27 protein-coding genes and 2 pseudogenes are annotated in these 26,667 nt (G+C 51.2%); 8 read left to right on the top strand and 21 right to left on the bottom strand.

The features are described from left to right. Window positions 1-8: 8 nt before the first annotated feature. Window positions 9-584: a nitrate reductase molybdenum cofactor assembly chaperone gene (narJ, locus tag BJQ97_RS09010; protein ID WP_160156315.1), complete on the top strand. Its 576-nt coding sequence runs from the start codon at window positions 9-11 to the stop codon at window positions 582-584. Beyond that, complete coding sequence (narI, locus tag BJQ97_RS09015; RefSeq protein WP_044731399.1) at window positions 560-1,264, top strand: respiratory nitrate reductase subunit gamma; 705 nt, start codon at window positions 560-562, stop codon at window positions 1,262-1,264. The genes narJ and narI overlap by 25 nt, the downstream gene beginning before the upstream one ends. Before the next feature lie 164 nt (window positions 1,265-1,428). On the opposite strand, the gene BJQ97_RS09020 is transcribed toward narI, so the two are convergent. The 4 genes from BJQ97_RS09020 to BJQ97_RS09035 all read right to left on the bottom strand — a co-directional run bounded on the left by BJQ97_RS09020 (window position 1,429) and on the right by BJQ97_RS09035 (window position 5,983). After that, window positions 1,429-1,959: a hemerythrin domain-containing protein gene (locus BJQ97_RS09020; protein ID WP_160157583.1), complete on the bottom strand. Its 531-nt coding sequence runs from the start codon at window positions 1,957-1,959 to the stop codon at window positions 1,429-1,431. Window positions 1,960-2,212: 253 nt separating this feature from the next. Continuing rightward, on the bottom strand, window positions 2,213-3,007 hold the full coding sequence (locus BJQ97_RS09025; RefSeq protein WP_160156316.1) for a uroporphyrinogen-III synthase: 795 nt from the start codon (window positions 3,005-3,007) through the stop codon (window positions 2,213-2,215). 207 nt (window positions 3,008-3,214) lie between these two features. Then, window positions 3,215-3,463 carry a hypothetical protein gene (locus BJQ97_RS09030; protein ID WP_160156317.1) on the bottom strand — a complete coding sequence of 83 codons (249 nt, stop codon included), beginning with the start codon at window positions 3,461-3,463 and terminating at the stop codon, window positions 3,215-3,217. A 156-nt stretch (window positions 3,464-3,619) separates the two neighbouring features. Next, window positions 3,620-5,983 (bottom strand): immune inhibitor A domain-containing protein, encoded by a 2,364-nt coding sequence (locus BJQ97_RS09035; RefSeq protein ID WP_160156318.1) that lies wholly within the window; start codon window positions 5,981-5,983, stop codon window positions 3,620-3,622. A 273-nt stretch (window positions 5,984-6,256) separates the two neighbouring features. Here BJQ97_RS09035 and BJQ97_RS09040 point away from each other — a divergent pair. Beyond that, window positions 6,257-7,562: pseudogene (locus BJQ97_RS09040) on the top strand (ATP-binding protein). A 242-nt stretch (window positions 7,563-7,804) separates the two neighbouring features. After that, window positions 7,805-8,554 (top strand): type I methionyl aminopeptidase, encoded by a 750-nt coding sequence (gene map / locus BJQ97_RS09045; RefSeq protein WP_160156320.1) that lies wholly within the window; start codon window positions 7,805-7,807, stop codon window positions 8,552-8,554. A 316-nt stretch (window positions 8,555-8,870) separates the two neighbouring features. Here map and BJQ97_RS09050 read toward each other — a convergent pair whose 3' ends face one another. After that, complete coding sequence (locus BJQ97_RS09050) at window positions 8,871-9,272, bottom strand: secondary thiamine-phosphate synthase enzyme YjbQ (protein WP_160156321.1); 402 nt, start codon at window positions 9,270-9,272, stop codon at window positions 8,871-8,873. An 85-nt stretch (window positions 9,273-9,357) separates the two neighbouring features. Between BJQ97_RS09050 and BJQ97_RS09055 the strand changes: the two genes are divergently transcribed. Beyond that, window positions 9,358-10,356, top strand: a complete 999-nt coding sequence (locus BJQ97_RS09055; protein ID WP_160156322.1) for an MBL fold metallo-hydrolase — start codon at window positions 9,358-9,360, stop codon at window positions 10,354-10,356. Between the two features lie 48 nt (window positions 10,357-10,404). Here the strand turns inward: BJQ97_RS09055 and BJQ97_RS09060 are convergent, their stop codons facing one another. The 10 genes and pseudogenes from BJQ97_RS09060 to BJQ97_RS09105 form a co-directional block, all read right to left on the bottom strand. Then, a complete protein-coding gene (locus BJQ97_RS09060) occupies window positions 10,405-11,253 on the bottom strand; it encodes a TIGR03943 family putative permease subunit (protein ID WP_160156323.1) in 849 nt (282 codons plus the stop codon). A gap of 15 nt (window positions 11,254-11,268) precedes the next feature. Beyond that, window positions 11,269-12,135, bottom strand: coding sequence for a permease (locus tag BJQ97_RS09065; RefSeq protein ID WP_160156324.1), 867 nt, complete (start codon window positions 12,133-12,135; stop codon window positions 11,269-11,271). A gap of 326 nt (window positions 12,136-12,461) precedes the next feature. Next, a pseudogene (locus tag BJQ97_RS09070) lies at window positions 12,462-12,968 on the bottom strand (fructose-specific PTS transporter subunit EIIC); the annotation flags it as partial. After that, complete coding sequence (locus BJQ97_RS18065; protein ID WP_328718114.1) at window positions 12,862-13,122, bottom strand: PfkB family carbohydrate kinase; 261 nt, start codon at window positions 13,120-13,122, stop codon at window positions 12,862-12,864. The gene BJQ97_RS18065 and the pseudogene BJQ97_RS09070, both read right to left, overlap by 107 nt. After that, window positions 13,119-13,871, bottom strand: coding sequence for a DeoR/GlpR family DNA-binding transcription regulator (locus BJQ97_RS09080; RefSeq protein ID WP_160156325.1), 753 nt, complete (start codon window positions 13,869-13,871; stop codon window positions 13,119-13,121). The genes BJQ97_RS18065 and BJQ97_RS09080 overlap by 4 nt, the downstream gene beginning before the upstream one ends. Before the next feature lie 179 nt (window positions 13,872-14,050). Next, window positions 14,051-15,886, bottom strand: coding sequence for a bifunctional diguanylate cyclase/phosphohydrolase (locus BJQ97_RS09085; protein WP_160156326.1), 1,836 nt, complete (start codon window positions 15,884-15,886; stop codon window positions 14,051-14,053). Window positions 15,887-16,081: 195 nt separating this feature from the next. Next, window positions 16,082-16,678, bottom strand: coding sequence for a DUF5317 domain-containing protein (locus BJQ97_RS09090; protein WP_160156327.1), 597 nt, complete (start codon window positions 16,676-16,678; stop codon window positions 16,082-16,084). Between the two features lie 422 nt (window positions 16,679-17,100). Continuing rightward, window positions 17,101-17,247: a FeoB-associated Cys-rich membrane protein gene (locus BJQ97_RS09095; RefSeq protein WP_160156328.1), complete on the bottom strand. Its 147-nt coding sequence runs from the start codon at window positions 17,245-17,247 to the stop codon at window positions 17,101-17,103. A 15-nt stretch (window positions 17,248-17,262) separates the two neighbouring features. Then, window positions 17,263-19,257 carry a ferrous iron transport protein B gene (gene feoB, locus BJQ97_RS09100; RefSeq protein WP_160156329.1) on the bottom strand — a complete coding sequence of 665 codons (1,995 nt, stop codon included), beginning with the start codon at window positions 19,255-19,257 and terminating at the stop codon, window positions 17,263-17,265. Then, window positions 19,258-19,479, bottom strand: coding sequence for a FeoA family protein (locus tag BJQ97_RS09105; protein ID WP_160156330.1), 222 nt, complete (start codon window positions 19,477-19,479; stop codon window positions 19,258-19,260). 231 nt (window positions 19,480-19,710) lie between these two features. On the opposite strand from BJQ97_RS09105, the gene BJQ97_RS09110 reads away from it, so the two are divergent. After that, window positions 19,711-20,670: a bile acid:sodium symporter family protein gene (locus tag BJQ97_RS09110; RefSeq protein WP_160156331.1), complete on the top strand. Its 960-nt coding sequence runs from the start codon at window positions 19,711-19,713 to the stop codon at window positions 20,668-20,670. A 195-nt stretch (window positions 20,671-20,865) separates the two neighbouring features. Here the strand turns inward: BJQ97_RS09110 and BJQ97_RS09115 are convergent, their stop codons facing one another. The 5 genes from BJQ97_RS09115 to BJQ97_RS09135 form a co-directional block, all read right to left on the bottom strand. Next, window positions 20,866-21,810 (bottom strand): endonuclease I family protein, encoded by a 945-nt coding sequence (locus BJQ97_RS09115; protein WP_160156332.1) that lies wholly within the window; start codon window positions 21,808-21,810, stop codon window positions 20,866-20,868. A gap of 65 nt (window positions 21,811-21,875) precedes the next feature. Then, window positions 21,876-23,381, bottom strand: coding sequence for a Na+/H+ antiporter NhaC family protein (locus BJQ97_RS09120; protein WP_160156333.1), 1,506 nt, complete (start codon window positions 23,379-23,381; stop codon window positions 21,876-21,878). Window positions 23,382-23,550: 169 nt separating this feature from the next. Then, complete coding sequence (locus BJQ97_RS09125; protein ID WP_160156334.1) at window positions 23,551-24,405, bottom strand: metallophosphoesterase; 855 nt, start codon at window positions 24,403-24,405, stop codon at window positions 23,551-23,553. 60 nt (window positions 24,406-24,465) lie between these two features. Then, window positions 24,466-25,041, bottom strand: a complete 576-nt coding sequence (locus BJQ97_RS09130; protein WP_160156335.1) for a YkoP family protein — start codon at window positions 25,039-25,041, stop codon at window positions 24,466-24,468. A 322-nt stretch (window positions 25,042-25,363) separates the two neighbouring features. Further along, a complete protein-coding gene (locus BJQ97_RS09135) occupies window positions 25,364-25,669 on the bottom strand; it encodes a MerR family transcriptional regulator (protein ID WP_160156336.1) in 306 nt (101 codons plus the stop codon). Between the two features lie 180 nt (window positions 25,670-25,849). Here BJQ97_RS09135 and BJQ97_RS09140 point away from each other — a divergent pair, with 180 nt between their 5' ends. Then, on the top strand, window positions 25,850-26,065 hold the full coding sequence (locus tag BJQ97_RS09140; protein WP_160156337.1) for a Fur-regulated basic protein FbpA: 216 nt from the start codon (window positions 25,850-25,852) through the stop codon (window positions 26,063-26,065). Beyond that, the gene (locus tag BJQ97_RS17400) at window positions 26,025-26,162 is read left to right on the top strand and encodes a hypothetical protein (RefSeq protein WP_015374950.1); all 138 of its coding nucleotides are present in this window, start codon (window positions 26,025-26,027) and stop codon (window positions 26,160-26,162) included. Before BJQ97_RS09140 ends, BJQ97_RS17400 begins: the two co-directional genes overlap by 41 nt. Window positions 26,163-26,218: 56 nt before the next feature. On the opposite strand, the gene BJQ97_RS09145 is transcribed toward BJQ97_RS17400, so the two are convergent. Continuing rightward, the gene (locus BJQ97_RS09145; protein ID WP_160156338.1) at window positions 26,219-26,638 is read right to left on the bottom strand and encodes an organic hydroperoxide resistance protein; all 420 of its coding nucleotides are present in this window, start codon (window positions 26,636-26,638) and stop codon (window positions 26,219-26,221) included. Window positions 26,639-26,667: the final 29 nt, after the last annotated feature.

The following is a 26,667-nucleotide window of genomic DNA, read 5'->3' on the forward strand; positions in this document are numbered from 1 at the left end:
GATTGACGATGAACAGTGAACATCAACAAACGGTCTTTCTATGTGTATCGTATTTGTTGTCTTACCCAGACGAACGGTGGGCTGAATCGCTTCCCGACTGCCTCGAAGCCATCCGTTCGCTCGAGGATGAAACCGTCCGCACGCCGCTTTTGGCAGTGGCCGAACAGCTCGCGGCCACCCCGGCTCGAGAGAGGATGGAGCAATATGTCGAAACATTTGATTTCAGCAAAAAAACGAATTTGTATCTTACGTATATGACAAACGGGGAGCAGCGGGAGCGCGGAATCGAACTCGTCGCCTTAAAAGCGCGCTACGAGGCGGCCGGATTCGCCGTCTCTGACCATGAGCTGCCCGACTACTTGCCGCTCATGCTCGAATGGATGACCTATGCGGATCAAGAGCATACGATCGCCTTGCTTGCCGATTATGCCGTCCATATCCGTGAAATCGGCGAGCGGCTCGCAGCGGCGGGCAGCCCGTATGCCAAGCTGTTTGAAGCGCTCCACGTCACCTTTATTCAACTCGGCGTGACGCCGCTCCCGAAAGGAAGTGCAACGGCATGGTTAGCCAATTTCTCTGGGTGATTGTTCCGTATTTGGCGCTTGTTATGTTCATCGTCGGCCATATTTGGCGCTACCAGCGCGACCAGTTCGGCTGGACGTCCAAATCGAGCGAGTTGTTGGAGAAAAAACAGCTGCGCCTTGGCAGTCTGCTTTTTCACTGGGGCATTTTGTTCGTGTTTGTCGGCCATGTGATGGGCATTCTTATTCCCGAGCCGTTTTATGAAGCGCTTGGCGTGACAGAAGAGATGTACCACGCCATCGCCTTGGCAGGCGGCATTCCGGCCGGCTTGGCCGCGCTCGTCGGTTTAGTGATCCTTTTCCGCCGCCGCCTGACGGTCAAGCGCGTGCGGGCGACAAGCAGCACCGGCGACTGGGTCGCCCTCGGGTTTTTGCTTGTCGTGATCGCGAGCGGGTTGTCATCGACGCTGCTGAACGTCAATTCGCATGGGTTTGACTATCGGACGACGATCGGTCCGTGGTTCCGCGGCCTTCTCACGTTCCGCCCGAACCCGATCTATATGGAAACAGTGCCGCTTTGGTTCAAAATCCATATTCTCGCCGCGTTCGGCTTGTTCGCCGTCTGGCCGTTCACCCGTCTCGTCCACGTGTTCAGCTTCCCGCTCCGCTATTTGCGGCGCAGCTATGTCGTCTATCGGAAGCGACTGCCGAAATCCGTCGATTCGCTTGACCGCGCCCAGTAAGCGGAGGCAGGCAACATAAAATCCGCAAACGAGACTGTTATCACGGAAAATGGGATGCCGTTCATCCGCCTCCCGCCCCTCTCCATCACGGACCGGCCAATCGGCGTGCCATAAAGAAAACGGGATGCTCCACACAAGGAAGCATCCCGTTTTCCATTCCATCGTCACTCGTTAATGCGTGCAAACAGCTCCTCTTTCTCCTCATCCGACAACAGCCGCTCCGCCATCGGGAAAAGGACGTTTTCTTCTTTCATGAAATGCTCATCCAAAATATGATGCGCCTCGATAACCGCATCGGCGAGCGTCAACGCCTGTTCACTGTCCACCGTTTCCGGCAAATGGATGGTTTTCTCCAAAAACATGGAAAGACGCGCTTTCGCCTGCTCATGTTCGTATTCCATCACAGCGATCGGCCCGGTCGTCCGCCCAATGTATTCGGCCATCATCGGGAACAATACGCCTTCCTCCCGCTCCGAATGCGGATCCAACGCAGCGACGAACGATTCGACTTTTTCTCTCAACTCGGCGAGCGGCTCGCGCCAGTTGCTGATCTCCGTTCCTCGTCCAATCGTCTCAGCGAAGGCAAGCAGCTGCTCCATTTGGACGCGCAGCGGGCCATGCTCTTGCTTTAATTGAGCCAAACCAGCGCATAGTTCCACTCCTTCAGGGCCGCCCATATGGCAAAACGAATGCATCATCCATTCCTCCTTTTTATCATCCGTTCGTTGTCTCCATTATACTGTGGGCGGCGCCTTCGCCGTTGTGAGCGATATCACACCGCAAAAAGCTTTTTCATATCCGGACGCCAAAACAACACCGTAACCATCTTTGCCGCCTAGGACAATACATGCGGCTGAATACGATCGTCTGCGATGGCCACGGTCTTTCGTGGAGCGCCACTTTCGCTTCATGTGCCATTGTCTAAAACAAAACAGTCCCGCAAAAACCTTACTCATCAAAGCAGCGTGCGAGCGTCACGATCATCGCTCCCATCCGCTCATGTTCCGGGGCGATGACGCGATCGACTCCCTCTTCTTCCAATGCTTCTTTTGTCACTTTGCCGACGGCGCAGGCCACAACATCGGTGCGAAACGCATCAAGCAACGGTGCGATCTCTTTTTTCTCGCGGGCGAACGAAAAGAAAAAGCGGACTTGCATGGCCGAAGTAAAACAGACGGCATCGACTTCGCGCCCGACGATTTCTTTATACAATGTCGCCAGTGTTTCCTCATCCGGAGCGATATGCCGGTATGGCAACAATTCCGTATACAAAGCGCCTTTTTCAAGAAAAAAGCGCTTCAAGGCTGGCGCAGTGTCGCCGTACAGCTGCACGACAACCTTCTTTCCAACAAAATCGTTCGCACCAAGGACACGAATCAACCCTTTCGTTGTCCCGTCCTCGCTTGCGGCTACCGGGGTAACGCCGATTTGTTTCAACGCCGTCACCGTTTTATAGCCGCGGGCAGCCACGTTCGCTTCTTTGATCATCCGTTGCCATTCGGCGGCCATTCCCTCCCTGTCGGCCGCTTCCAACAGCGCCTCAAAGCCGATTCCCGTCGTAAATACGATCCAGTCCGGCCGCATGGCGATGACGGCCCGCATTTCCTCTCCCAGTTCGCTTCCCTTTGAAAAGACGGTCCCTTGTGCTGGACGAATGATGGCCGTTCCTCCTTGCTTTTCAATAAGCGTTGTCATTTCGTCCAGTTTGCGTGAGGCGCACAAGGCAATCCGTTTGCCATGCATATCCCTTCCCCCTTATGGTCAATCGTTCATCCTTTCCATTCTAAGAGATGGTCTTTGCCTATGCAACAAAAACCATTCCGCTCCCTGGTGCGTCGCAACGCGGAATGCCGCCTTCATTGGGTATAGCGCCCAGCGCAACAGAACAGACCGCAGGGAGAAACAGCCGACCACATCAAAAAACACGCGCCCAAAGGCGCGTGCACCCGTTCAGCGAGTATGTACTACAGCTTCTTCCCCCCGACGATCAAACGAACCGATGATGCGCGTCGGCTCGACAGCAATGATCCGGTCCAACGGAATGTTCATTAGACACATTTGCCGGTTGTAAACGAACAGTTTGCGCGTTTCCTGATACAACTTAACTGGCAACACAACCGCTTCCCCTTGATAGGTTTTTACACGCACCGGCTGCTTCTCGGCAATCCACGCCGACAACTGTTGGCACAATTCTTTCATTCATTCGCTCTCCCTTCTTACTCATCCCTATCCATGATTATAAAAGAAAAAGATAGAAGAGGAAGTGAAGAAAAATCAACAAATTCAATGAGCGAATGACAAACCATGTCGACAAATGTTCGGCGCACGGAAACGTTCCGTGCGCCGAACGCCGAGTTAGCGATAGATCAACACGCGCGCTGCCGTGCGGTCAGCGCTTTCACCGATGACGCGGATTTTGAGGCCATAGTTAGGCACGTTCCGGCCGGCGTCAACTGCCCCTTTATTGTCATACGACCGGCTGTCGTCAAACACCGGCGCCGGCGATGTATCGTTGTCGATCAGCTGTGAGCCGTTAAGCGCCACGCGGAATGGAGCTCCTTTTTGCAGGCTGAACGCCGCATCGTGCACTTGATAGCGAGTCGACGCTGTCGTGTTGCCCGACCATTTCAACGTATGCTGATCGGCATCCACAACACCGAGGAACCCTTCGCCCGGATGGACGCCCGTCCAGTTGTTGTCATAGCCTTCATCTACATACCAGACGACAAGCCCTGGATCGTACGAAAGAAGCCGGTCGCCGCGCAAGATGTGGGCGAGCCCTTCGTCAACGCCGCGATGGTTGCGCCATTCAAGCAAATAGTAATGATCCGAGTATCGCTTGCCGTTGCTCTTTTCAAAGCCGTCCATCGCAAAAGAACCGTCTTCTTCGGCATCGTCAACAAGAACAACTGCTCCACCGGCCGTCACTTGAATGTTGTCAATATACCAGCCAGCTTCCGACACCGCCACATCGGTGATGTAATGGAAGCGAAGGTCAATCGTTTGTCCTGCATAGGCCGACAAGTCAAATTCCGCCTTCACCCAGCCGTTTGACGTACCGGTAATGCCGTTGCCCGGGTTTTGCCTGTACGGATTGTCGGTCGTCGTAATGTTTCCTTGAATTGTTGTCCATTCGTTGCTGCCATGTGGTTTTACTTCTACCGCCCCATAATCCCAGTCTTTCTCAATCGCATACCATGTATCAAATACCAGCGCCGCCTTGGACGCTCTTGTCAAATCGATCGTCGTTGACATCGTATGGTCTAAGTTGTTTCCGCTGCCGGAGAAATAGGCATACGCACCGCTTGGCGGAGTCGTGACGACCGTCTCTTTCTTCGGCAAGTTGATACGTACGGCGTCATGATTTGTCCCTTTCGTGCTCGCTTCGTCGAGCAACACTTCAATGCCGTCTTTGCCAATTTCGTTCCACTCAACGGTCGCCCCAGTCAGCCAATTGCTTCCTGGCATCGTCGATTGCAAAAACTGCTTCGCCCACGCGCTGAAGCCGGTCGGCTCAGTGCCTGGAATGCGTCCCGCCCAACTTCCGCTTGACATAATCGACCAATACGCGATCGGCTCGCCTAGGCCGGAGTAAATCGTATCGTATTCATCCGGCAACCCTAAATCGTGGCCGTATTCATGAGCGAACACTCCTGCCGCCCCGTCGGCCGGTTCAATCGTATAGTCGTATGCCGCCAACTGACCTCGCCAATACGTTACATCGGTCGTTGTGTTCGGGATTCGATAGACTGACCCTAAATTCCAACGGTGCGACCAAATCGCGTCACCGCCGAGCGAACCGCCGCCCGCTTCTTCACCGACGCTCGAATGGATGATCATCAAATGGTCGATCAAGCCGTCTGGCTCACGGTAGTTGCCATCGCCATCCAAATCATACCGGTCCTCTTGGTCAAACTCGCGCAAATCAATGGTCGGATCTTGGGCCGCTGCCGCCAGCGCTTCGCGCACAAGCGCCCGTGGATTGGCATCATTGCCATCCGGTGCCGGCACGTTACCGCCGTAGTATTTGGCTGGATGTTTCGCTTGATACCAGCCTGCCACTTTTCCTTCAATGGAATAGCTGCCCCCTGATTGCTCTTCATAATATTTTTTTACTGAGATAAGCTTCTCGCCGTTCGGTCCTTCGTAATAGCCGTCATCCCCGCCGAAAATCATGTCTTCGTAATGTTGACGTGTATAATCTTTATAATACATATCAGTCTCATTCGGTTGAATGCTGTTGTGCGGGAAATCCGGATATTCAATCAGCAACACAAGCACGCGGTCGACTCGCTTGCCGCCGTTCCATGACTCCGGTTTGACGGACGGAACGGAAGTGTTTTTCGCTTGGCCAAGCTTTTTCCCTTTCCCATTCAGAACACTGTTTTCCTGCTGCTTCCCACGCAGCACATCCACCCTCCTCATCTCGTGTTCGTACAATTCTCCTTTTTCTTTCGAAGCGTGTGCCGCCTTTTGCTTTAAATAGGCGCGCACTGCCGCTTCCGCTTCAGACGGGGTGGCATCAGCACGGAGCTTTCCGCTTTTTTTCAACATCTCCGCCAGCTTCTCTTCATTGGCAATCGCGAAATCAACCGGTCCGCCTTGCTTGACTGCAAAAAGCGGAGTGGACGCCGACTGCGGGGCTGCCGCTGGCGCCACCCATAATCCGATTCCGAGCGAGAGCGCAGCAGCGAGTGAGCCAATCGATCGTTTGTTCAAAAAAAAACACTCCTTTCCCAATGTTTAATTATTTTAATAGAAAACTTACAAAAATAAAATATTACAGAATAATACAAAAATGAAAGAGAATTCTTACCTAGTATAAAAATAGTTCTTTTTTCCTACCTTTGTCGAAAAAACAAGATTTATATCAAAAAAAGGCTATGGATTGCGCCTTAACATCTTGGGCATTTTCCGGTTACAATGTAATATATTCGCTATTTTTGTAGAAATTCTGCCCTGCAGCTTGACGATGGGAAAGAAGGTGCCGCGATGCTGAATATTTTCAAAGACTTTTTGCTCAACTTGTTTTTCATCCTTCTGCCGATGTTCCTCGTTCCCCTCTGTACAGAGCAGGAGAAGGGGCCAAAACGATTCCGCCTTTATTTGCCGACCATTTGTTACGCCGTCGTGATCATGTTATGCATCACCCTCCCGGTCAGAACAGAGAGCGATTTCATCTTCGACTTGCGGCAAATTCCTCTATGGCTTGGCGGTTTGTACGGCGGAGCGGGAGCGTCGGCGTTTTTGGCGTTGACAGCGATCGCCTACCGCTCGCTGTTCGGTGGAGCTGGTGTCTTCGTCACCGTCGTCGTTTCCATCGCCATCGCTGCAACAAGCAGTTTATTGACAAAACGGTTTGTCGAGCTGCCAACCAAACAGCGCACGCTGTTCGCTACATCGCTCAGCTTCGGCTCTGGCCTATTGACCGTCGCCATAGCGGAGTGGATGGCTGCTGCGGCTTCTCCGCCGCCTTCCGTTGCACTTATCTTTTTGTTTGTGCAGCCCATCAGCATGCTCATCGTGTGTTCATTTCAGGAAATGGTGCACCATAACATCGCGCTGCGCAAACGAGTGATTCGCGCCGAGAAAATGGAAGCCGTCACCCATTTAGCTGCTTCCATCTCCCATGAAATTCGCAATCCACTCACCGCGGCGCGTGGGTTTATCCAACTGATCGAAGAACAGCCGCTCGCTGCCGACAAACGCCGCCAGTATGCGCGCATCGCCATTGAGGAGCTTGACCGCGCTGAAGCGATCATCACCGATTACTTGACGTTCGCCAAGCCGGCGCCCGAGACGCCGGAAAAGCTGAACGTCAAGATCGAAATTGAACGGGTCGTGGACGTTCTCCGCCCGCTCGCCAATATGAGCTGCGTCGATATTCAAGCGACGCTTGCTCCATTTTCCGTCATCGGTGAGCGCGAAAAATTCCGCCAATGTTTGCTCAACGTGATGAAAAACGCCATCGAAGCGATGCCTAACGGCGGAACGTTGCAAGTATACGTCTCCATTGACAACGGACGCGTGCTCATCCGCATCACCGATACCGGCGTCGGCATGACAAAAGAGCAGCTCGAACGACTTGGCGAACCGTATTTTACGACGAAAGGCGTCAAAGGCACGGGGCTCGGGATGATGGTCGTCTACCGCATCATTGAATCGATGAACGGAACGATCCGCATCGAAAGCGAAGTACATAAAGGAACGACGGTGTCGATTTATTTGCCGCTCGCACCGTCTCCTTCTTCCGCGGCGATTTCTGATAAAGAAAAAACAGCTGTTTGCCGCCTTGTGACATAGCAGAGACCAGCCGTAAAAGCTCTTGCAGGCAAGGACCAACGTATCGAAGTTCTGTATGCCCCCATCAAAGGGCCTTTTCTTTTTTCCGGGCATCTTCGCCTCTTTCGCATCCTATTTTGAGGTGAAATCTTGGAATAGCTCCTCCGTTCAGAACGGATCGCCACGGTTTCCCATCACCGTTCTTTTTGCTACAATACTATCGAAGCGAAACACATCGAGGGAAAAGGAGACAGTTGCATGATTCACGTCAAAACGGAACGGGAAATTCAATTGATGCGGGAAGCAGGAAAACTGCTCGCCGCCTGTCATCAAGAGATCGCGAAGCGCATCGGACCGGGCGTCACAACGATGGAAATCGACCGGTTCGTTGAAACGTTTTTGGCCAAATACGGCGCCAAACCAGAACAAAAAGGATACCGAGGCTACCCGTATGCGACATGCGCTTCCATTAACGATGAAATTTGCCACGGGTTTCCGCGCAATGAGCCGCTGAAAGAAGGCGATATCGTCACGATCGACTTTGTCGTCAATTTGCGCGGAGCGCTTGCCGATTCCGCCTGGACGTACGCCGTCGGCGAGGTGGATGAAGATGTGCAAAAGCTGCTCTATGTCACTGAGCAGTCGCTATACAAGGGCATCGAACAGGCAACCGTCGGCAATCGGATCGGCGACATCGGCCACGCCATTCAAACGTACGTCGAAGCGCACGGCTTTTCCGTCGTCCGCGATTTCACCGGACACGGCATCGGCCCGACGATCCACGAAGAGCCGTATGTCCCCCACTTCGGTGAAAAAGGAAAAGGGATGCGTTTAAAGGAGGGGATGGTCATTACGATCGAGCCGATGGTCAACATGGGGGCGTGGCAAAGCCAAATGGATCCGAACGGCTGGACGGCGCGGACGATCGACGGCTCGTATTCAGCGCAATATGAACATACGATCGCCATCACGAAAAACGGACCGCTCATTTTAACGACGCCGGCGTAAGAGCAACGACGCCAGCCGGGCTTTTTGCCAATAGAAAAACCCGTGCGAATCATTTGCCCGGGTTTTTCTATTATCGCCATTTGAAGTTTTCTGTTAGGAAAATTTTACCAACTATTTCATCGACTGTCACACCAAGGCATGGCGAGGGCAAGCCACAGGTTTGCCCTCGTCAGTCGAAAAATGGATCAGTGACTTTTCCGTCAAAGATATGTTAAACGTATTCGTTGCATTGATCATATACTTTTCTATCTGCTGACGGTATGATTCCGCCATTGTCTTTTCTTATGCGATAAGTTCACATAACATAATTATGGTTTCATCCTTCGATGACTTTCACGTAAAACGTCCGGTGGCGCGGCCCATCGTACTCGCAAAAATAGACGCCTTGCCACCGTCCAAGGAGCAGACGGCCTTCGTGAATGATGACGTGTTGCGACGCGCCAACCGTACTCGCTTTCATATGGGCGGCCGTGTTTCCTTCCATATGGCGGTCGAGCGGATGCTCCCATGGATACGTCTCATCGAATCGGCGCATCATATCGCGCTTGACATCGGGATCCGCGTTTTCGTTAATGGTGATGCCGGCCGTTGTATGCGGACAATAGACGACGGCGATCCCTTCCGCCACCTTGGCTTGGCGCACCGTTTCCTCGACGAGTGAAGTAATGTCGATCATTTCATCCCGCTTTGCCGTGCGGATTGTAAAGGAACGAAGCATAGGTTCACCACCTAGACAAACATTTTGTACTCGCAAGAAAGGTTTGCTACTCTAAATATAACACAAAAAATGGAGTGAGAAACCGTTGGCAAAACGCTACGAAAACTTAGACGGCGTCTCGACGCACAAAACATGGGCCGATTTCTGCCGCTGGCAGCGGGAACGGAAACAAAAGCAAAAAGATTTGTCATACGTCGTGCCGCATGTTTCTCCGCCTCAATATGAACGGCTCCATGAGCCGAATGGGCGGCCGCAGCTTTGCTGGATCGGCCATTCGACGTTTGTCGTGCAGACTGGCGGCGCAACGATCGTCACCGATCCCGTCTGGGCGAATTGGATGGGCATGACCAAACGCTTGACGGCTCCCGGCGTTCCGCTTGACAAGATGCCGCCCGTGGACGCCGTGCTTATCTCCCATGGCCATTACGACCATCTGCACTTTGGCAGCCTCCGCCGTTTGCCTGGCGATCCGCACGTGTTCGTGCCGGTCGGCCTCCGCCGCCTGTTCCGCCGCCGCGGCTTCCGCCATGTCACTGAATTGTCATGGTGGGAAACGGCCGTCTTCCGTGATGTGTCGCTGACGTTTGTTCCATCCCAGCATTGGACGCGGCGGACGCTGTGGGACATGAACACATCGCACTGGGGCGGATGGGTGATTGAGGCAAACGGTGCGCCCACCATCTACTTCGCCGGCGACAGCGGCTACTTCCGCGGTTTTCGCGACATCGGCGACCGCTTTTCCATCGACTATGCTCTCTTGCCGATCGGCGCGTACGAACCGGAATGGTTTATGGGGCCGCAGCACACTACGCCCGAAGAAGCGGTGCAGGCGTTTTTGGACTGCCGCGCTCGTCTGTTGATCCCGATGCATTACGGCGCCTTCCGCTTGGCCGACGATACGCCAAAAGAGGCGCTTGATCGCCTATGGGCCGAATGGCGGCGGCGCGGATTGGAAGAGGAGCGCTTGCTTTGCTTGAAGCTCGGCGAGGTGATCGATGCCGCCCAAGCGTTGACGGTCCTCTCCTCATTCGACAATACGCTGAGCCCAACAGACGGCGCCGTCGAGAAACAACAAACACGGTGAACAAAAAACGGCACAAAAAGAGCGAGCCGTTCCGCCCACGGCTCGCTTTTATTCATTGAATTGGCGATAAACGTATGGATCCTTCGGTTTGGCCACCCGCTTCCATGACGTCACCTTTACATACGGAATCGTCATATGAAACGGCTGGTAATACATGGTGGATAGCGTACCTTTCACATGAACCCATTCATCATTTTGAAGCGGCACTGTCTTTGGAAACTGGAGGAGCATCCCGTACACCCCTGAATCCGCAACACAATGAATGATTCCAAAGCGAAGGAGAAACGCCTCATTGGCGCGCGCCGTTTCCTCACGGTAGACAAACCCGGTGAATTCAATGTCGCGGGCGGCAAATTCGCCAGGAAACTGATAAATCGTTTCCATGGCATTTAAATAGTTTTGATCATTCAACTCCAAGCGAGCGAGACGGCCGTATTTTTTCAGCTCTTTTTCCATGGCATTTTGATAATCATCCCGCCCGTAATACATGCTCGTATCCGGACGCAAAAACTGGCGCTGGGCAAACGGGTCGCTGCTGTCAGCCGCCATCCCAGGAACATGAATCCCTTTCGCCTTTACGACTTCAGAATCCAGCGTCGCAACAGGAAACAAGAAGGCGGAAACAAGCGGAAAAACAAAGATCAGATAATTGGCCACCCTCTTCCAGCGCGCCGTTGGTTCATGATGGTGATGATCACAGCACGCTTCCCCATGATCGTGCGGTTCCTCATTGCGGCTCGCCAACACAAATTGCACGATCGTTAAAAAAGCAAACACAAACATCGCACTAAACGAAATATACGAATACCGCATATTAATGTATTTGCTCAACTCTCCCGTAATATATAAGTGAAAAAACAGAAACGCAAACCCAAGCAAAATATACATGCGAACCATGCCGCCACCTCCTTGCTAGATCAATAGCGATCCGGCAAACACAAACAACGTGATATAGGAAATCAGCTTCCACACAAACCGAGCGCGAAACGACTGGAACAACATAAGCGTATTTTTCACATCGAGCATCGGCCCGTAAACAAGAAACGCTGTGAGCGCATGAAACGGAAATGTGCTTTGAAACGACGAGGCGATAAATGCGTCCGCCTCGGAACAGAGCGACAGCACGAAGGCGAGCGCCATCATGACCAAAGAGGCCGCCACTTTCCCATTGCCGATCGCCACAAGCGCCGACGTTTTCACATACGTTTGCATGGCCGAAGCAATGAACGCCCCAATGATCAAATACTTCCCGGTCGCAAAAAATTCATCGATCGTATGGCGCAGGGTGCCGACAATTTTCTCTTTCCACGTGCGGGGCATCATCGGCATCTCGCGCCATTCATGGCGCAACTCGCTGCCTTCATGCCGAATCGCGATCACCGCACCGACAGCGACGGCGACGGCGCAAGCGAACAGCGCCCGGCACAATACCATCGTCCAACTGCTTCCGAAGGCGATATACGTCGAAAACAGCACAACCGGATTGATGACAGGCGCCGTTAACATAAACGGCACAGCCGCGTAAAGCGGCACCCCCTTGGCTGCGAGACGGCGGGTGATCGGCACGATGCTGCATTCGCACGAAGGAAACAAAACCCCGATCAACGCCGCATAAACAATCGCCAAGCCGCGGTTTTTCGGCACCCATCGTTGCACGGTCTCTTCACTGACAAACATTTGAATGACTCCGGAAACAAACACCCCAAGCACAACGAACGGCAACGATTCAATCAATATGCTGATAAAAATCGTATTCAGCTGCAAAAACGTGTTCATCATGGGTTCTCCTCTCATTTACAACCGTTCATTTTACCATGAGAAATGGCCATTGTCATGAAAATTTGGCAAAAAAAAAATAGAAAAGGTGCTTCGCCTTTGGCGAAACGCCTTTTCTATATAAATTGAAAGCTTGTATGAATATGGAAACAGAAAAGAAAAAATAGGAATTTCTTTATTGCAACTTATATATGTTTGGTGAAAAGCAGCCTTTTTCCTTCAGTCGGTCGTTTTCAAGTCAAGAGACGCATAACACTCACAAGGTTTCTCAATTTGAGAAGCTTTATGGTTGAGCGGCATTTCCGACTAAATCACAGTCCCCTATGTTTCTATTCTTCTACTTCCTTTTTCCACAACCCGACCATCAATGCGGTCACGATGGAACCAATCAAAATAGCCAATATATAAAGCCATGCGCTGCCTTTGACGATCGGGATGACAAAAATCCCACCGTGCGGCGCCGGCAAACCGATATGGAACCACATCGTCAACGCGCCAGCGACAGCCGAACCGACGATAATCGATGGAATGACCCGCACCGGATCGGCCGCCGCAAACGGAATCGCCCCTTCGGTAATGAACGAAGCGCCCATGATATAGCACGTTTTTCCCGCTTCCCGCTCGGCTTTCGTGAATTTCTTTTTAAAGAACGTCGTCGCCAGCGCCAATCCAAGCGGCGGCACCATCCCGCCGGCCATAATCGCCGCATGCGGCGCAAAGTTGCCGGCTTCAATCATCGCCAGCCCAAACGTATACGCCGCTTTGTTGATCGGCCCGCCCATATCGACTGCCATCATGCCGCCCAACACAGCGCCAAGCAGCACTAACCGTGCTGTCAACACCCAAACGCTTCAGCACGCGTGATACGTTGATCCCTTTCCCGCCTGGAAATGTGAACGTTTTCACCGAACGATTCAGTTCGCCAACATGTAGTTCATCGAGGTGAACGATATAATCAACAGATGGATTCAACGTACATGTGTAAATCATGGAGCCACAACCTCTACTGTTGTTTTTGTTCGATACAAATCTTTCCACTCTTCATCCAATTCATCGGTGATTAGCACCGCTTCGTGCAAATCCGCAATTTTCGCGAACGCGCTTTCATTCAATTTCGAATGGTCAGCGAGCACATACACACGTTGCGCCAGCTGCATCGCCGTATATTTCACCAGCGCCTCTTCCGGGTCCGGCGTCGTATAACCGTAGTCGTAATGAACACCGTTCGCGCCGATGAAACATTGGTCGAAGCGGTACTGCCGCAGCGACTCGATGGCGCCGCGCCCGATCAACGCCTTCGTTTTCGGCTTGATCATGCCGCCGATCAAATACGTCGCCACATTGTGCTCAAGCAGCCGCTCGACGTGCATCACGCCATTGGTGACAACGATGACCTCTTTGTCAGCCAAATGCGGAATCATTTCCCACGTTGTCGTCCCTGCATCTAAATAAATGCAGTTTCCTTTTTGCACCAAACCGGCCGCATAAGCGGCGATCCGCCGTTTTTCTTCGATATATTTCAGCGATTTTTCTGATACGCTTAACTCTTCGCGCTTCTGTTGCAACAAGGCCGCCCCGCCGTGCACACGGCGCAGTTTCTTTTCGTTTTCAAGCTGCGTCAAATCACGGCGAATCGTCGACTCCGACGCCCCGGTCGCCTCTACGAGCGCCTGCAGCTTGATGACTCCTTTTTGCGCCAACAGATCTAAAATGAGGCGGTGGCGTTCTTCCGTCAGCACGTTCCCACCTCCGATCATCGGGGATATCGCTTACAACTCTATCATATCCCAAGATAGTAAAAAAATCAATCAAAAACATTCATTTTCTATCAATATAATTCAATAAAGGATAAAAATCATTCAAAAACATTCAAGGCCAAAATAAAAAACACTTGCCATCGGCAAGTGCCTTCCTGCGCTTAATTCAGTTGCTGCATCTCGGCAAGCGGCAAATAGTGCTCTCGCACAAACGCGATAAACTTCGCCGCATACACCGGATCAAACTGCGTCCCAGCGCAGCGCTCGATTTCCTCAAGCGCCTCTTCAAACGTTTTCGTCGGCTGGTACGGCCGCTCGGTTGTCATAGCGTCAAACGAGTCGATAATACACAAAATGCGGGCCAGTTTCGGGATTTCTTCTCCTTTCAGCCCGTACGGATACCCTTTCCCATCATATCGTTCGTGGTGCAGCTCGACAAGCGGAAGCAAATCATCAAACCGCTTCTCCGCCGCCACAATCTCGCGCCCCCACGTCACGTGCTTTTTGATGATCTCCCATTCATGTTTCTCCAACTTTCCCCGCTTATTTAAAATATCGCGCGGCACTTCGATTTTGCCAATATCATGGATGAGCGCCCCGAGAACGAGCGTCTGCCGCTCATGATCGGTCAACTCATCAAGGCGGCTGCCAAACTCCAACGCATATTTAAACACCCGTTTGCTATGGCGGTATGTATAGACATCTTTGGAAAGAAAAAATTTCACTTGCTGCTCGAGCGCTTCCAAATCTTGCTTGAAGCGAATCTCGTCCAAACTCATATTATGTTTATCATACAGCTGAACGTTGTTTTTCCCTTGCGCCTTGGCGTAATAAAGAGCCTGATCAGCACGGTGGATGAGCTCATCGCTTTCATGCATATCCTTTTCCATCTCAGCGATGCCGCACGAAAACGACAGGCAGCGATACGGAATATGCTCGACGCCTTCAAAATATGTATCGTTCACTTCTTTGCGCAGCCGGTTTAAAAACGCGTACGCGTCTTCTTTCGTCGTGTTGGGCATTAAAATGGCAAACTCTTCTCCGCCATAGCGGGCAACCGTGAAGTTCGTCCCTTCCACTGCTTTTTGCAATAGCTTTCCAAAGAAAGCCAACAAACGATCTCCTTGCAAATGGCCGTTCCGGTCGTTGTATTTTTTAAAGTCGTCCAAATCGAGAAACGCCAACGTCAGCGGTTGCTTCAACATCTTGCAGTCGGAAAACTGCTCCTTGAGCGCTTCTTTAAAGAAGCCGTGGTTGTATAGGCCGGTAAGGTGATCACGATTTACTTGATTCGATTTTTCCTGATACAAATAAAGAAGCTTCCGGAAAGCAATGGATAAAAACGTAATCAAAATTGTAAACAGGAAAACACCGAAATATTTGGCCTCTTGCAACAAAAATGACAAAACAAGCGAAAGAATTAAAGTAATGCAATAGGTCATTCCCACTTCTTTTAATAATCCCAAATTAAGAACACCATTAAATAAACGTTGTGAGGAAATAATAAAATAACAAGTTAGCACCAATATATTTACAAAAAAATAAACAAGCAAAGAAATCATATAAGGAAAGATATCGGTAGTATTTATCGTTCGGACCGTCCCACCAGATAAATGAAAAACATAATGCGCACTTATAATCATCAAACAATACATAGAAAAATTAAATAAATGCTTCCATAATTCAATACTTCTTTTATACAAGGCATATATAAAGCTAAATATTCCTAACACAAGCAACGTAATATGCAAATCAAAAACAAATAAACAAGCTAAATAAATAGATGAATCCATAGAAATAGAGTTTCCTTTTGGAGGAAGGTAAATCAAAAAACGATTCACTATAAGAACAGAAGCTGTTAATACATAAATCAAAACCCAATCACGCAAAGAAGAAAATGAGACAGTTAAATGAAAAAAATAAACAAAAAGACCTAGTAAAGAAACCCCTAAAATATAAAGTTTGGTACCGATAGACGGTAATGTACGATTGCCCATTCAAAATCACTCTCAGTAGTTCAAAAATTTATAAATTAAAAAGCTAAGAGAGGCATTTTTCAGCCCCTCGTCATTTCAATCAATTTATTATTACACGAGCTTCATGCCAGATGTTAGTGCAATAATCACAGACCCAATAATCAACAGGTTAATAAGAGTTTGTTTCAATTTCATAAATATACTCCTCCCCTTATTTTATTGATTCGCAGGAGCGGCCGTTGTTCCTTTCTCAGCATCATCTGCCCCATGCCGCGGTGCGCTGAGCATGAGATGCTGGATGAACAAGAACGCCCCTACGTTCATCACAACGTCGCCGATGCTGATGACTTGCCGGCGCGGGTACGGCGGGGACAGCGGAATGATGTCGCCGAGAAACGGCAAGAGCGTCTCAGATGTGATCGCCTGATGCTTGCCGTACAAACCGGCTTTCAACGCTTCGATGTATTCGCGGCCAAGGAATTGGGCGGCTTCGATCGACACCGGCATCCGTCCGCCGTTTAAAGCCATGACGATAAAGTTGAGCAAGACGCCGGCGAAGATGACTGGAAACCCCGGCTGATGGCGGTTGAGCCATAAAAACGCGAGCCCGATGATGTAGACGAGAAGGAAAATGCCGTTGCTCATTTTCGCGATCCACGCGACTCGCTCTTGCAGGAAAAAGACCGCAAACTGCACCGCGAGAAGCAACGGAAACAACCACCCGCCGCGCAATTTCATATTGGCCAAACCCTTCAGGCTGCCGCCGCGAAACCAGCCGATCAACAGCGACAAGATGATTCCATCATAAACCATGATGCTGTCCCCTCGTAAACAGAATTTTCTATGTTTTCTAAACCGCTGTCCTCACTTCTATTTTTACCGTTTTTTTCATCTCGTGTAAATAGTCCGTTCGTCCTAACTGCAAACAAATTTTGTCGAGTCTCGTTCAATTATTCTCATTTTCGTCATTCTTCTTAAACAGGAAACGACAAAAGCAACGCGATTTGTATCCATCGCATTATGAAAAAGAGCATCCCCGCGACATACTCCCACCACCTACGCTTCGCTTCGAAATGAGCGACTTCTTTTGAAATGACGGTTAAACGGTCGATTCGTTGAAACGGCTCGCTCCTTGTGTCCTCCGCTTATTTTTTTGCACAACATGAAAGCCTTCCGTCGGAAAATGAGAAAAACGGATTCCTGTCATCGTCAGGAATCCGTTCGTCTTTAACAGGTTACCTCTCCGTCCCGCAGCTGCCTCGGCAATAGTCAGCCGCATGGCACGACGCACATGCGCCTTTGGCGCTTTTTTTCACGTGGCGGGCAAGCGTCCAGCCAGCGTAGACAAAAATCGCTCCACCAATCACGATATTAGCGATCATCGATTCTCTCCCCTTTCATTGATAACCAAGCATATGTCCAAACTGATAGATGATCAGTGAAATGACATAAGCAACCGTCAGCGCGTTGCCGATCGACAGCCACGTCCATTTCCACGATCCGGTTTCTTTGCGGATCGCCGCCACCGTCGCTAGGCATGGCGTATATAGCAAGACAAACACCATAAAGCTGAACGCTGACAGCGGCGTGAAATGGGAGGCAATCACCTGCTTCAGCCCGTTCGCCTCATGGACATGGTAAATAATATTCATCGTTGACACGACGACTTCTTTCGCTAAAAAGCCGGTGATCAAGGCCGCGCCGGCCTGCCAAACGCCAAAGCCGAGCGGGGCAAGCAGCGGAGCGAGGAAGCCGCCAATGGCAGCGAGAAAACTGTCATCCATGGCAACGCCAACCCCATGCGGCCCGATATACGTCAACAGCCAAATGGCGACCGAACCGCCGAAAATAAACGTCCCGGCTTTGCGGATGAATCCTTTCCCTTTATCCCATGTGCTGCGCCATAACGTAAGCGCCTGCGGAACGCGATATGGCGGCAGCTCAATGACAAACAGCGAATCTTCGTTTTTCAAAAGCGTCGATGAGAACAACTTGGCGAGCCCGAGCGCCACCGCGATGCCAAGCACGTAAAGCGAAAACACGACAAGCGCCTGCTCGCGGGCGAAAAACGTCCCGGCAAACAAGGCGTACACCGGCAGGCGGGCGGAACACGACATAAACGGCAACAGCAAAATCGTCAACAGTCGTTCTTTCGGCTGCTCGATTGTGCGCGCCGCCATCACCCCGGGAACGTTGCAGCCAAAACCGATGATCATCGGGATAAACGCCTTGCCGTTTAACCCGATCGCTTCCATCACCCGGTCCATCACCATCGCCACGCGCGCCATGTACCCGGAGTCTTCGAGAAGCGAGATGAAAAAGAACAAAATGAAAATTTGCGGAACAAACACCAGAACCCCGCCGACCCCAGCGACAATCCCGTCCAAAACGAGCGCCTTGATAAACGGCGACGCCCCCACTCCATCGAGCAAGCGCGACAGCCAGTCCGCAAGCGGCCCCGAGAAAAAAGCATCAAGCTGGTCGGCAAGCGGCGTCCCAAGCCAGTTAAACGTGAGCATAAACACCATATACATCAACACTAAAAAAATCGGGAGCCCGACATAGCGATTCGTCACGATGGCGTCGATTGTTTCCGTCAGCGTAAGCGGCTTGGTTTCGAGCTCGATGGCCGCTATGGCGATCGCCTCACTGATCCAGCGGTCGCGCCTTTCATAAATCAACTTCGCCAACGGGCCGCCAAGCGTCCGTTCAGTGTCGGTGCGGATCGCCAAAAGCGGAGCCAAATCCAAACGACCGCGCAAATACGCAGCCATGCGCTCGTTTCCCTCAAGGAACTGCAACGCCGCCCATCGTTTGTTTCCAGGCACATCATCGGGCAGCTGCTCCGCAATGCGCCTGATGGCGTTCTCCACCTCGACGCCGTAATCGATGATGATAGACGGGTGAGGCTTGTCTTTTGCCGCCAAAACGGCGCGAACCAATTCGTTCGTTCCTTTTCCGGTTCGGGCGATGACCGGGATAACAGGAACGCCAAGATACTTCGACAGCTTGGCGGCGTCCACTTTCACGCCCCGTTTTTCCGCCACATCAACCATGTTTAACGCGATGACAAGGGGACGACCAAATTCCAACAACTGGACCGTCAAATGCAAATTGCGACGCAGCTGCGACGCGTCAACGATATTGACAATCGCTGAGCACGGTTCAGTCAATAAAAAGTCGGTCGCCACCCCTTCGTCGCGCGAAAGTGGCTGGAGCGAATACACGCCGGGCAAGTCGACGACCGGCACGCCGTGCTGACGGAGCACCCCGACTTTTTTCTCGACCGTCACCCCGCTCCAGTTGCCGACATATTCATAAGAGCCGGTCAAACAGTTAAACAGTGACGTTTTTCCGGTATTCGGATTGCCAAATAAAGCGATGTAGGACATTTATTTCACCTCGATCGATGACGCCTCTTTGCGCCGCAAACCGATCGCCTGCCCATCGACTTCGATCATCACCGGCCCACCAAACGGCATCGCTGTTTTCAACCGCACCTCTTTCCCTTCTTTTAAACCAAGGTGAAGAAGACGCTGCTTCAACGCCTCATGTTCAACAGCCAAACGGACAACGACCGCCGTTTCCCCTTTATGCAAGTCGGTCAGCACCATCGTGTGTTCCTCCTAATTTTTCTGTCCGTCCGATACGCGGGACAATAATGATTCTTTTTCTCAACTCCTGCTTTTATCATAGCACAACGAACAAAAAAGGGAGTGATTTTTTTCACAATTAGAATGCGTTGGCATGATTTTTTCTCAATCTGGTTATATTAGTTGAACTTTTCAAAAAAATGTATATAATTTTTTGTATATCTTTCCCATCTAACAAAGGAGGAGAAACAGATGAACACACTGGGAAGAATCAGCAACTTTGTCGGCAACACATTTGCCATCTGGGTGCTTTTGTTCGGCGCGTTCGCCTTTTTTGTTCCAGACGCATTTACATGGATCGCACCGTATATCGTTCCGCTTTTAGGCATCGTCATGTTCGGCATGGGATTGACGCTATCGGCGAACGATTTCAAAGAAGTGTTCAAGCGCCCGCTTGATGTGTTGATCGGCGTCGTCGCCCAATTTCTCATCATGCCGCTTGTTGCATTTTTGCTCGCTTATTTCTTGCCTGTTTCGCGCGAAGTGGCGCTCGGCATTATTTTGGTCGGCTGCTGCCCGGGCGGAACAGCCTCCAACGTCATGACGTATTTGGCGAAAGGAGATACAGCGCTGTCAGTCGCTGTCACCTCGGTCTCGACGATTTTAGCGCCGATTTTGACTCCTTCGTTAATCTTGCTTTTAGCCGGAAAATGGCTGTCCGTATCAGCCGCATCCTTGTTTTGGTCGATTATCAAAGTCGTACTCATTCCCATTCTTTTAGGACTTATCGTACAGGCACTGTTCCAAAAGCAAGTCAAAGCGTGCATCCCGGTGCTACCGCTCGTTTCTGTCGTCGCCATCGTTGCCATTGTCGCAGCGGTTGTCGGGCAAAACCAAGCCGCCATTGCCAAAAGCGGCCTTCTCATTTTTCTCATTGTTGTCGTTCATAACGGGTTAGGCCTGCTCCTTGGGTACTGGTTTGCCAAACTGTTCCGCATGTCGCCGACAAAACAAAAGGCCATTTCCATCGAAGTCGGTATGCAAAATTCCGGCCTCGGCGCAGCGCTGGCGATCGCCCACTTTTCGCCGCTCGCCGCTGTCCCAAGCGCCATTTTCAGCGTCTGGCACAACATTTCCGGACCGATCGTCGCGACGTATTTCCGCAAGCAGGCGGACCGTCAAACGGCAGACGAACAGACGATATCCGCCTAATGGAAACGCCGCCTCCCAAAGCCGGAAACGGCATTCGGGAGACGGCGTTGGTTGTCCCTACCATTTCCCCTCGCCACAAAGGGCGACCTACAGACGGTTGGACGAAGTCATCGCCCCGCTTCCGCACGCCCTTTTGGCGCTTTTTTTACATAAAAGATGGAAACCACATGGTCCCATCTTTCGAAAAGCAGTCATTCATCTGCAACCCCACCCCCACGACATCCCATCAAGCGGAAATACCATCCGCCCGGCCAGTTCAGGGAAATCGATGAACGGATTGCGGTTGCCTTGGATGAAAAAAATCGCGCTGTTGCGATGATGTTCATACACCGTCGGCGGAAATTGTTCGTGCCAACGGACAAGGAGCGGAATATCGATTTTGCGCCGAAACGACTTCGCGATCGCCTTCGGATAGCGAAGCAAAAAATACAGCATCGCCCTTGCCGCCGTCCCTTTGCCGTATTCCGGCTCGAAATAGCCATTATGAACGACGCCGCAGCAGTTTTGGATTTGTTCGTTGGGGTCTTCCGGATTGTAAAACGGAAAATCTGCGTACGGAAAATTTGACCGCATCGTATTGCACTCCGGCTGGCAAACGAATAAGTGATGCAAATCGCCTTTCATCGGTTCGCGGGCGCCAAACCACGACTGCGGCACAACATGTTCGGCATTGAATTTCCATTGCTGCTCGATCGTTTTCACCCGCTCGTGCACATCACCCAATCCATTTTTCGTTCTTTTCAATAGTTGACGAAACTCTTCATAGCGCCGCTTCATCGTTTCCACATCTTGAACGATCAGCGTTTTCGGATCTTTTCGCTCGCCTGAATACAGGCTCCGCACCGTTCCGTCGGGGTGCAAGTCGACCCATGTGTACAAATATTCGTCCTTGCTGAAAAAATACGGCAGCCGCCGCTTATGGGTGCGCGCCACCAGTTCGTGATAGCGGACAAACAACATCAATCCATCCCCTTCAAGCGGCAGATGGCGGTAATACCGTTCGCGCGCCCTCTCATCTTCTGCGGCCTGGTAATACGCGTCCTCCACAGCAAGCCGCTCATTCAGCTGCTCGAGCCGTTCTTTCGGATCTTCCTCCCGCCATTGGCCGAGCTCCTCAAGCCGCCGTTCCGCCTCCCCCATCGGCGCTCCCCTCTTTCTTTTTTCTTTTAGTGTATCACGGAAGGCGGAAGAGGGCGACAACAGCGTCAATGCAAAAGAAACGATGTCGCGCCGAACAAAATGGCGGCGATGCCGGCGGCGATCAACGATGGGATCAACTTCGTGCGCGCGTATTCCATCACCGGCAAATCCAAAATGGTGCAAAGCGTGACCGTATTGTCGCTGAGCGGCGAGGCGAACGCTCCGAACGTCCCGCTCGCAAACACGGCGCCGATGACCGGCAAAATGTTCGTTCCCGCCTGGCTCGCCAGCGTCACGCCAAGCGGCATCAACATCCCCCATGTCCCCCACGACGAGCCGATAAAATAGGAGATGACGGCGCCGAGCAAAAACAAAATTGGAGCGACAAAAAACGGTGGAATCCATTCTTTGACGTGGCCCGTAATGTATTGCGAAAACCCTAAATCCTCCGCCACAGCCGACAACGCCCAAATGAGCGCCAGCATTAAAATGACGGAAATGAGCTCATTGCCTCCTTTGACAAAATGCGTCAACAAATCGTTCAATTTAAATCGTTGCCAAAGGAAGAACGCCACCGTAATGATGACGGTAAACAACAGCGCCTCCAACATCGCCCCGAGCGCATCGCTTTGCAAAAACGCCTCCCAAAACGTCCTTGCCCCCCAGTGGCCGTCCCACCAGCTTAAAAACAACGTCAAGACGAGCACGATCGAAAGCGGGATGATTAAATTCCATGGCTTGATGGGCGTTTCTTTTTGGTAAGCGCGCGGACATGTCTGCATCGCATCCCCTTCTTCCCCTTGCGCTTTATTGGGTTCGTTGTCAGCCGGCCGCTGTTCCTCTGCCATTTCGATCGCCAACCGCTCGTTCCAGCTCCGAATCGGCGCCTCTTCCCGCGCTTCGCTTGCCGCCGCTTGTTTTTTGCGAGAGTAGACAAAAAAACTGTAGTAGAGTCCGACCGCAATAATCGCATACGAGAAAAAGTTGAACGGAATGCTTCGGACGTACACGATGTACGGCTCCGCGCCGATGCCCGCCGTATCGAGCGCCTTGTCGATGACCGACACCATGTAGCCGACAAACGCGGTGGCGATCGGAATGAGCGCGACAACGGGGTTCGATGTTACCTCAATGGCAAAGCCGATTTGCTGGGACGACAGCCCAAGCCGTTTGCGCAGCGCCTTCATGATCGGCGCGACGGTGACGATGCGAAAATCAGGGTCGCTGAACGTGACCATCGTCGAAATCCACGTCAGCATCATGGCGGTTTTGGCCGATTTGACTTTTTTGCTGACGAGATGGACGAATCCTTTAATTCCGCCGGTATATTTGATCATGCTGACAAGACCGGCGAACACATACAAGAAAATGACGATCCGAATGTTGTTCGTCTGCATCAAGTTGTCGACGACGTAATGAAGCATCGTCCGCAGTCCGCCGAGCAAGGACGGCGTCATAAGATAACTGCCGACCAACAGCCCGACAAACAACCCGGGGATGACTTGCCTCGTCCAAATCGAAATCGGAATGACGACTAAAAACGGCAAGAGAGCTTTCCACGATGGGTCCATTGACCATTCACTCCTTTCCTTAAAAAGTATGGCGATTGTTTCTCTTGTCTATGCAATCGGCCATGGCTCTTCCCTAACAAACCGGGAGATGAGTCCGCAAAAAAAGCGCGGCGCATGATGGCACGCGTCTACGAAACCGCTTTCCCACAAAAAAATAAAAAGCTGCCGATTAGACAGCTTTGACCGTCCTGCTTCGCGTTACCGAAGGCAGCGCCAACAAATGGAGCGTCACTTCGGGCTTCGAGCCGATCCGAATGTTCACCCCGGTTTGCCCAAGCCCTTCGTTAATATAAAACGGTTTTCCATCCCACTCATGATAGCCTTTGATCATGTTCCGCTCGGTGAGCGTTTTGCTCATTTTCGCCAAATGGTACGGCTTTGGCCAATGGATTTGCCCGCCGTGGAAATGGCCGGACAACAAGTAGTCAAAATGATAGTCTTTCATATGCGGCACGATGTCCGGGTCGTGCGTCAACACAAGGTTGATGCCGCCTTTGACGCCCGCATACGCCTTTTCGATGTCGCTGCGCCCTGTGTAAAAGTCATCGATGCCGATGATATTGACCGTTTGGCCGTTGACGGTGATCGTTTTCGTCTCGTTTTGCAAGACGACGCAGCCGTGCTCCTCAAGCGTCGCTTTCAAGCGCGCAAACGGTTCGCCTTGCAGCACGTAATCGTGGTTGCCAAACACGGCGTACATGCCATATGTCGGATTCAACTGTTTCAACGCCGTCAAATACGGGCCGAGTTTGGCGATGCTTTCCTCACGGTCCAAAAAGTCGCCGGTTAACGCGATCAAATCGATCGCTTCCCCTTTCAGCTTTTCGTATAAATCGTCCGGGGTGATCGACAGTTTTTCGAGATGCAAGTCAGACAGCTGCAAAATCCGAATGGCTCCGTCTCCATCCTCTGAACGGCCAACTTGGACTTTATGCAAAACCGCTTCGTACGTATTGCGATGGGCTTGGCGAATGGCTAAAGCAAGCAATGACACGAATGCAAGAATGACAAAAAAGAATGTCATCGTCTTCTCTCCTCCCTCGATACCCATTATAGTGAAATGGAGGAGAGAAGAAAGAGGGAGTTAGTGGATGAGATGGCAGCCGTACAACGAAAACAATTTTTCCTTTGACATCAACAAATATTTCGGCGGGCGGACAAGCGGCACTAGACGGTGTTGGGCCACTGTCATCATCGGCCAATGCGATGCCATTTTAAACCAACGGTAAAATGAATTCGCAATATCAATGGCATCAAATCCGAGTCTCTCACAACCTTTGTTTAGCATAGTCACGCCGATGATCCCTTTTATGCGGGAGGACTGTTCGTGATGGTAAAGATGATGAGCGACATGCGGCAAACCGGCTTTCACTTGTTCGAAAATATAACGTCCTTTTTGAATATCGCTTCGATACTGCATCAGTTCGCGAAGCAGACGAACATTATGAAGGTGAATTTTCAACAGCCGGTCATTGGCCGCAATCGTCGTTCCGTCCGAAAGGTGGATGGTTTCACCCTTGTATTGAAGCAAACGGACGCGGAAAATGGAACGGCAGCCGTTCTCTTTCCCACCAGCATATTCGAGGCGGGAACATGCATAATAGAGCGGATCCATCAGTCCCCATACAGACAACAGCCACTGCGTCGCTTTGCTTCTCATTGGCGGCATCCTTCCCCTGTTCGTTCTATCCATTTACATTATGGAATCGACCGAGAGGCATTATAAATGGAGAAAAAAGGAGGAAAAGATCGCTGCATAACCAACCGGGAGACGCGCGTACTGAAGTCCATCTCCATTTCTCTCCCTGCTCCAGGCTGTATCAAAAAAGCGCGCATGAATCTCTTTGCGCGCCAAACAACTATGCTCTTTTATGAGACAAACGCGGCTGTGTTTACATCCTGTTGGCACACGGCCAAGCGGTTTTCCGCATGCTTTGCTTCCAAGCAGGTGATACGACCAAAATTCGAATCTATCCGTATCACTAGGAACGCATCCGAAAATGCGCATTCATTTGCCCTTTCAACATCCGCTCGCGCAGCTCTTTCGTCATCTCTTGGCGGATTTCCCACGTTGATACCCCTTCTTCGCGTTGATTGGCGATTTTCATCAACTGCTCCACATCAGCGAACGAATATTTGCGAATTCCTTTGGAACGGTCAGGGAACACAAGCTTCCGTTCCTCGTAATAACGAATTTGTCGCTGCGACAGCCCGGTCAGCTCGCTGACGACCCCGATCGAAATGACTTTTTTGTATTTGTAGTGATCTTCTTGCGGATGAGCTGCCATTCCCCTCACCTCTTTATGTTATATTTCCTAACGTAATTATATAAAAAACGAAGATGTCTCGTTATATTTTGTTAATAAAATTAACATATTTTTTAAATTTCCTGTAAATGAGCTTAACACATTTGCTGTACACTGAAGAAAAAGATGGTATGGTAAAGGTAAAAGCAGGGAGGGAATCGAATGGGGACATGGATGAGAAGCGCCGTACGGAAGAAAAAGCAATTTTATATCGAACAGCTCGTACGGTTCGGCTTAGTCGCTGACCGCGAGCGGCTCGAAGAGTGGACAATGGCTGAACTGCGCCGCGAATACGAACGATTCCACCCCGCCCACACGATCGAAGGAGGACGCCGCCATGGACAAACAAGCGCTCGAACTGGCCAAACGCATCATTGAACTCGATCTTGAACGCGACGCGATGTTTGAGCAACTGATCGCACTCATCGGCAATCAAGCAGATGAACTGCTTCGTTTTTTGCAAAATCGATTGTAAAACGATCGCAAATGAGAAAGTGCCCTGAATTTCTTCACGGGCACCTTCTCTCATCATCATTCTTCAACAGAAAGCGTTACATCAATATTTCCACGAACGGCTTTGGAATACGGGCACACTTGATGGGCTGCATGCACAAGCTCTTCAGCCGTCTGGCGATCGACCCCCAAAACGCGAATCCGAAGAACAACGGCCAACTGAAAGCCGCCATCGGCCTCATCTTTTCCAAGAATCACTTGAGCCGTCACTTCCGTTCCTTCCACCTTCACCTTTCTTTGACGGATGACTAAATTCAATGCGCTGTCAAAACAAGCGGCATACCCAGCGGCAAACAACTGTTCAGGATTCGTGGCGCCCCCTGGCCCTCCAAGTTCTTTCGGCATTTTGACGTCTAACGAAAGCACCCCGTCGTTAGACACAACTTTCCCATTCCTCCCACCTTGCGCTTTCACTGACGTCTGATATAGTGGTTGCATATTCCATTTCTCCTCTCTCGAATTAAATT

The sequence above is a fragment of the Geobacillus sp. TFV-3 genome (assembly GCF_009901865.1).
In the GTDB taxonomy this organism is placed as follows: Bacteria; Bacillota; Bacilli; order Bacillales; family Anoxybacillaceae; genus Geobacillus; species Geobacillus thermoleovorans_A.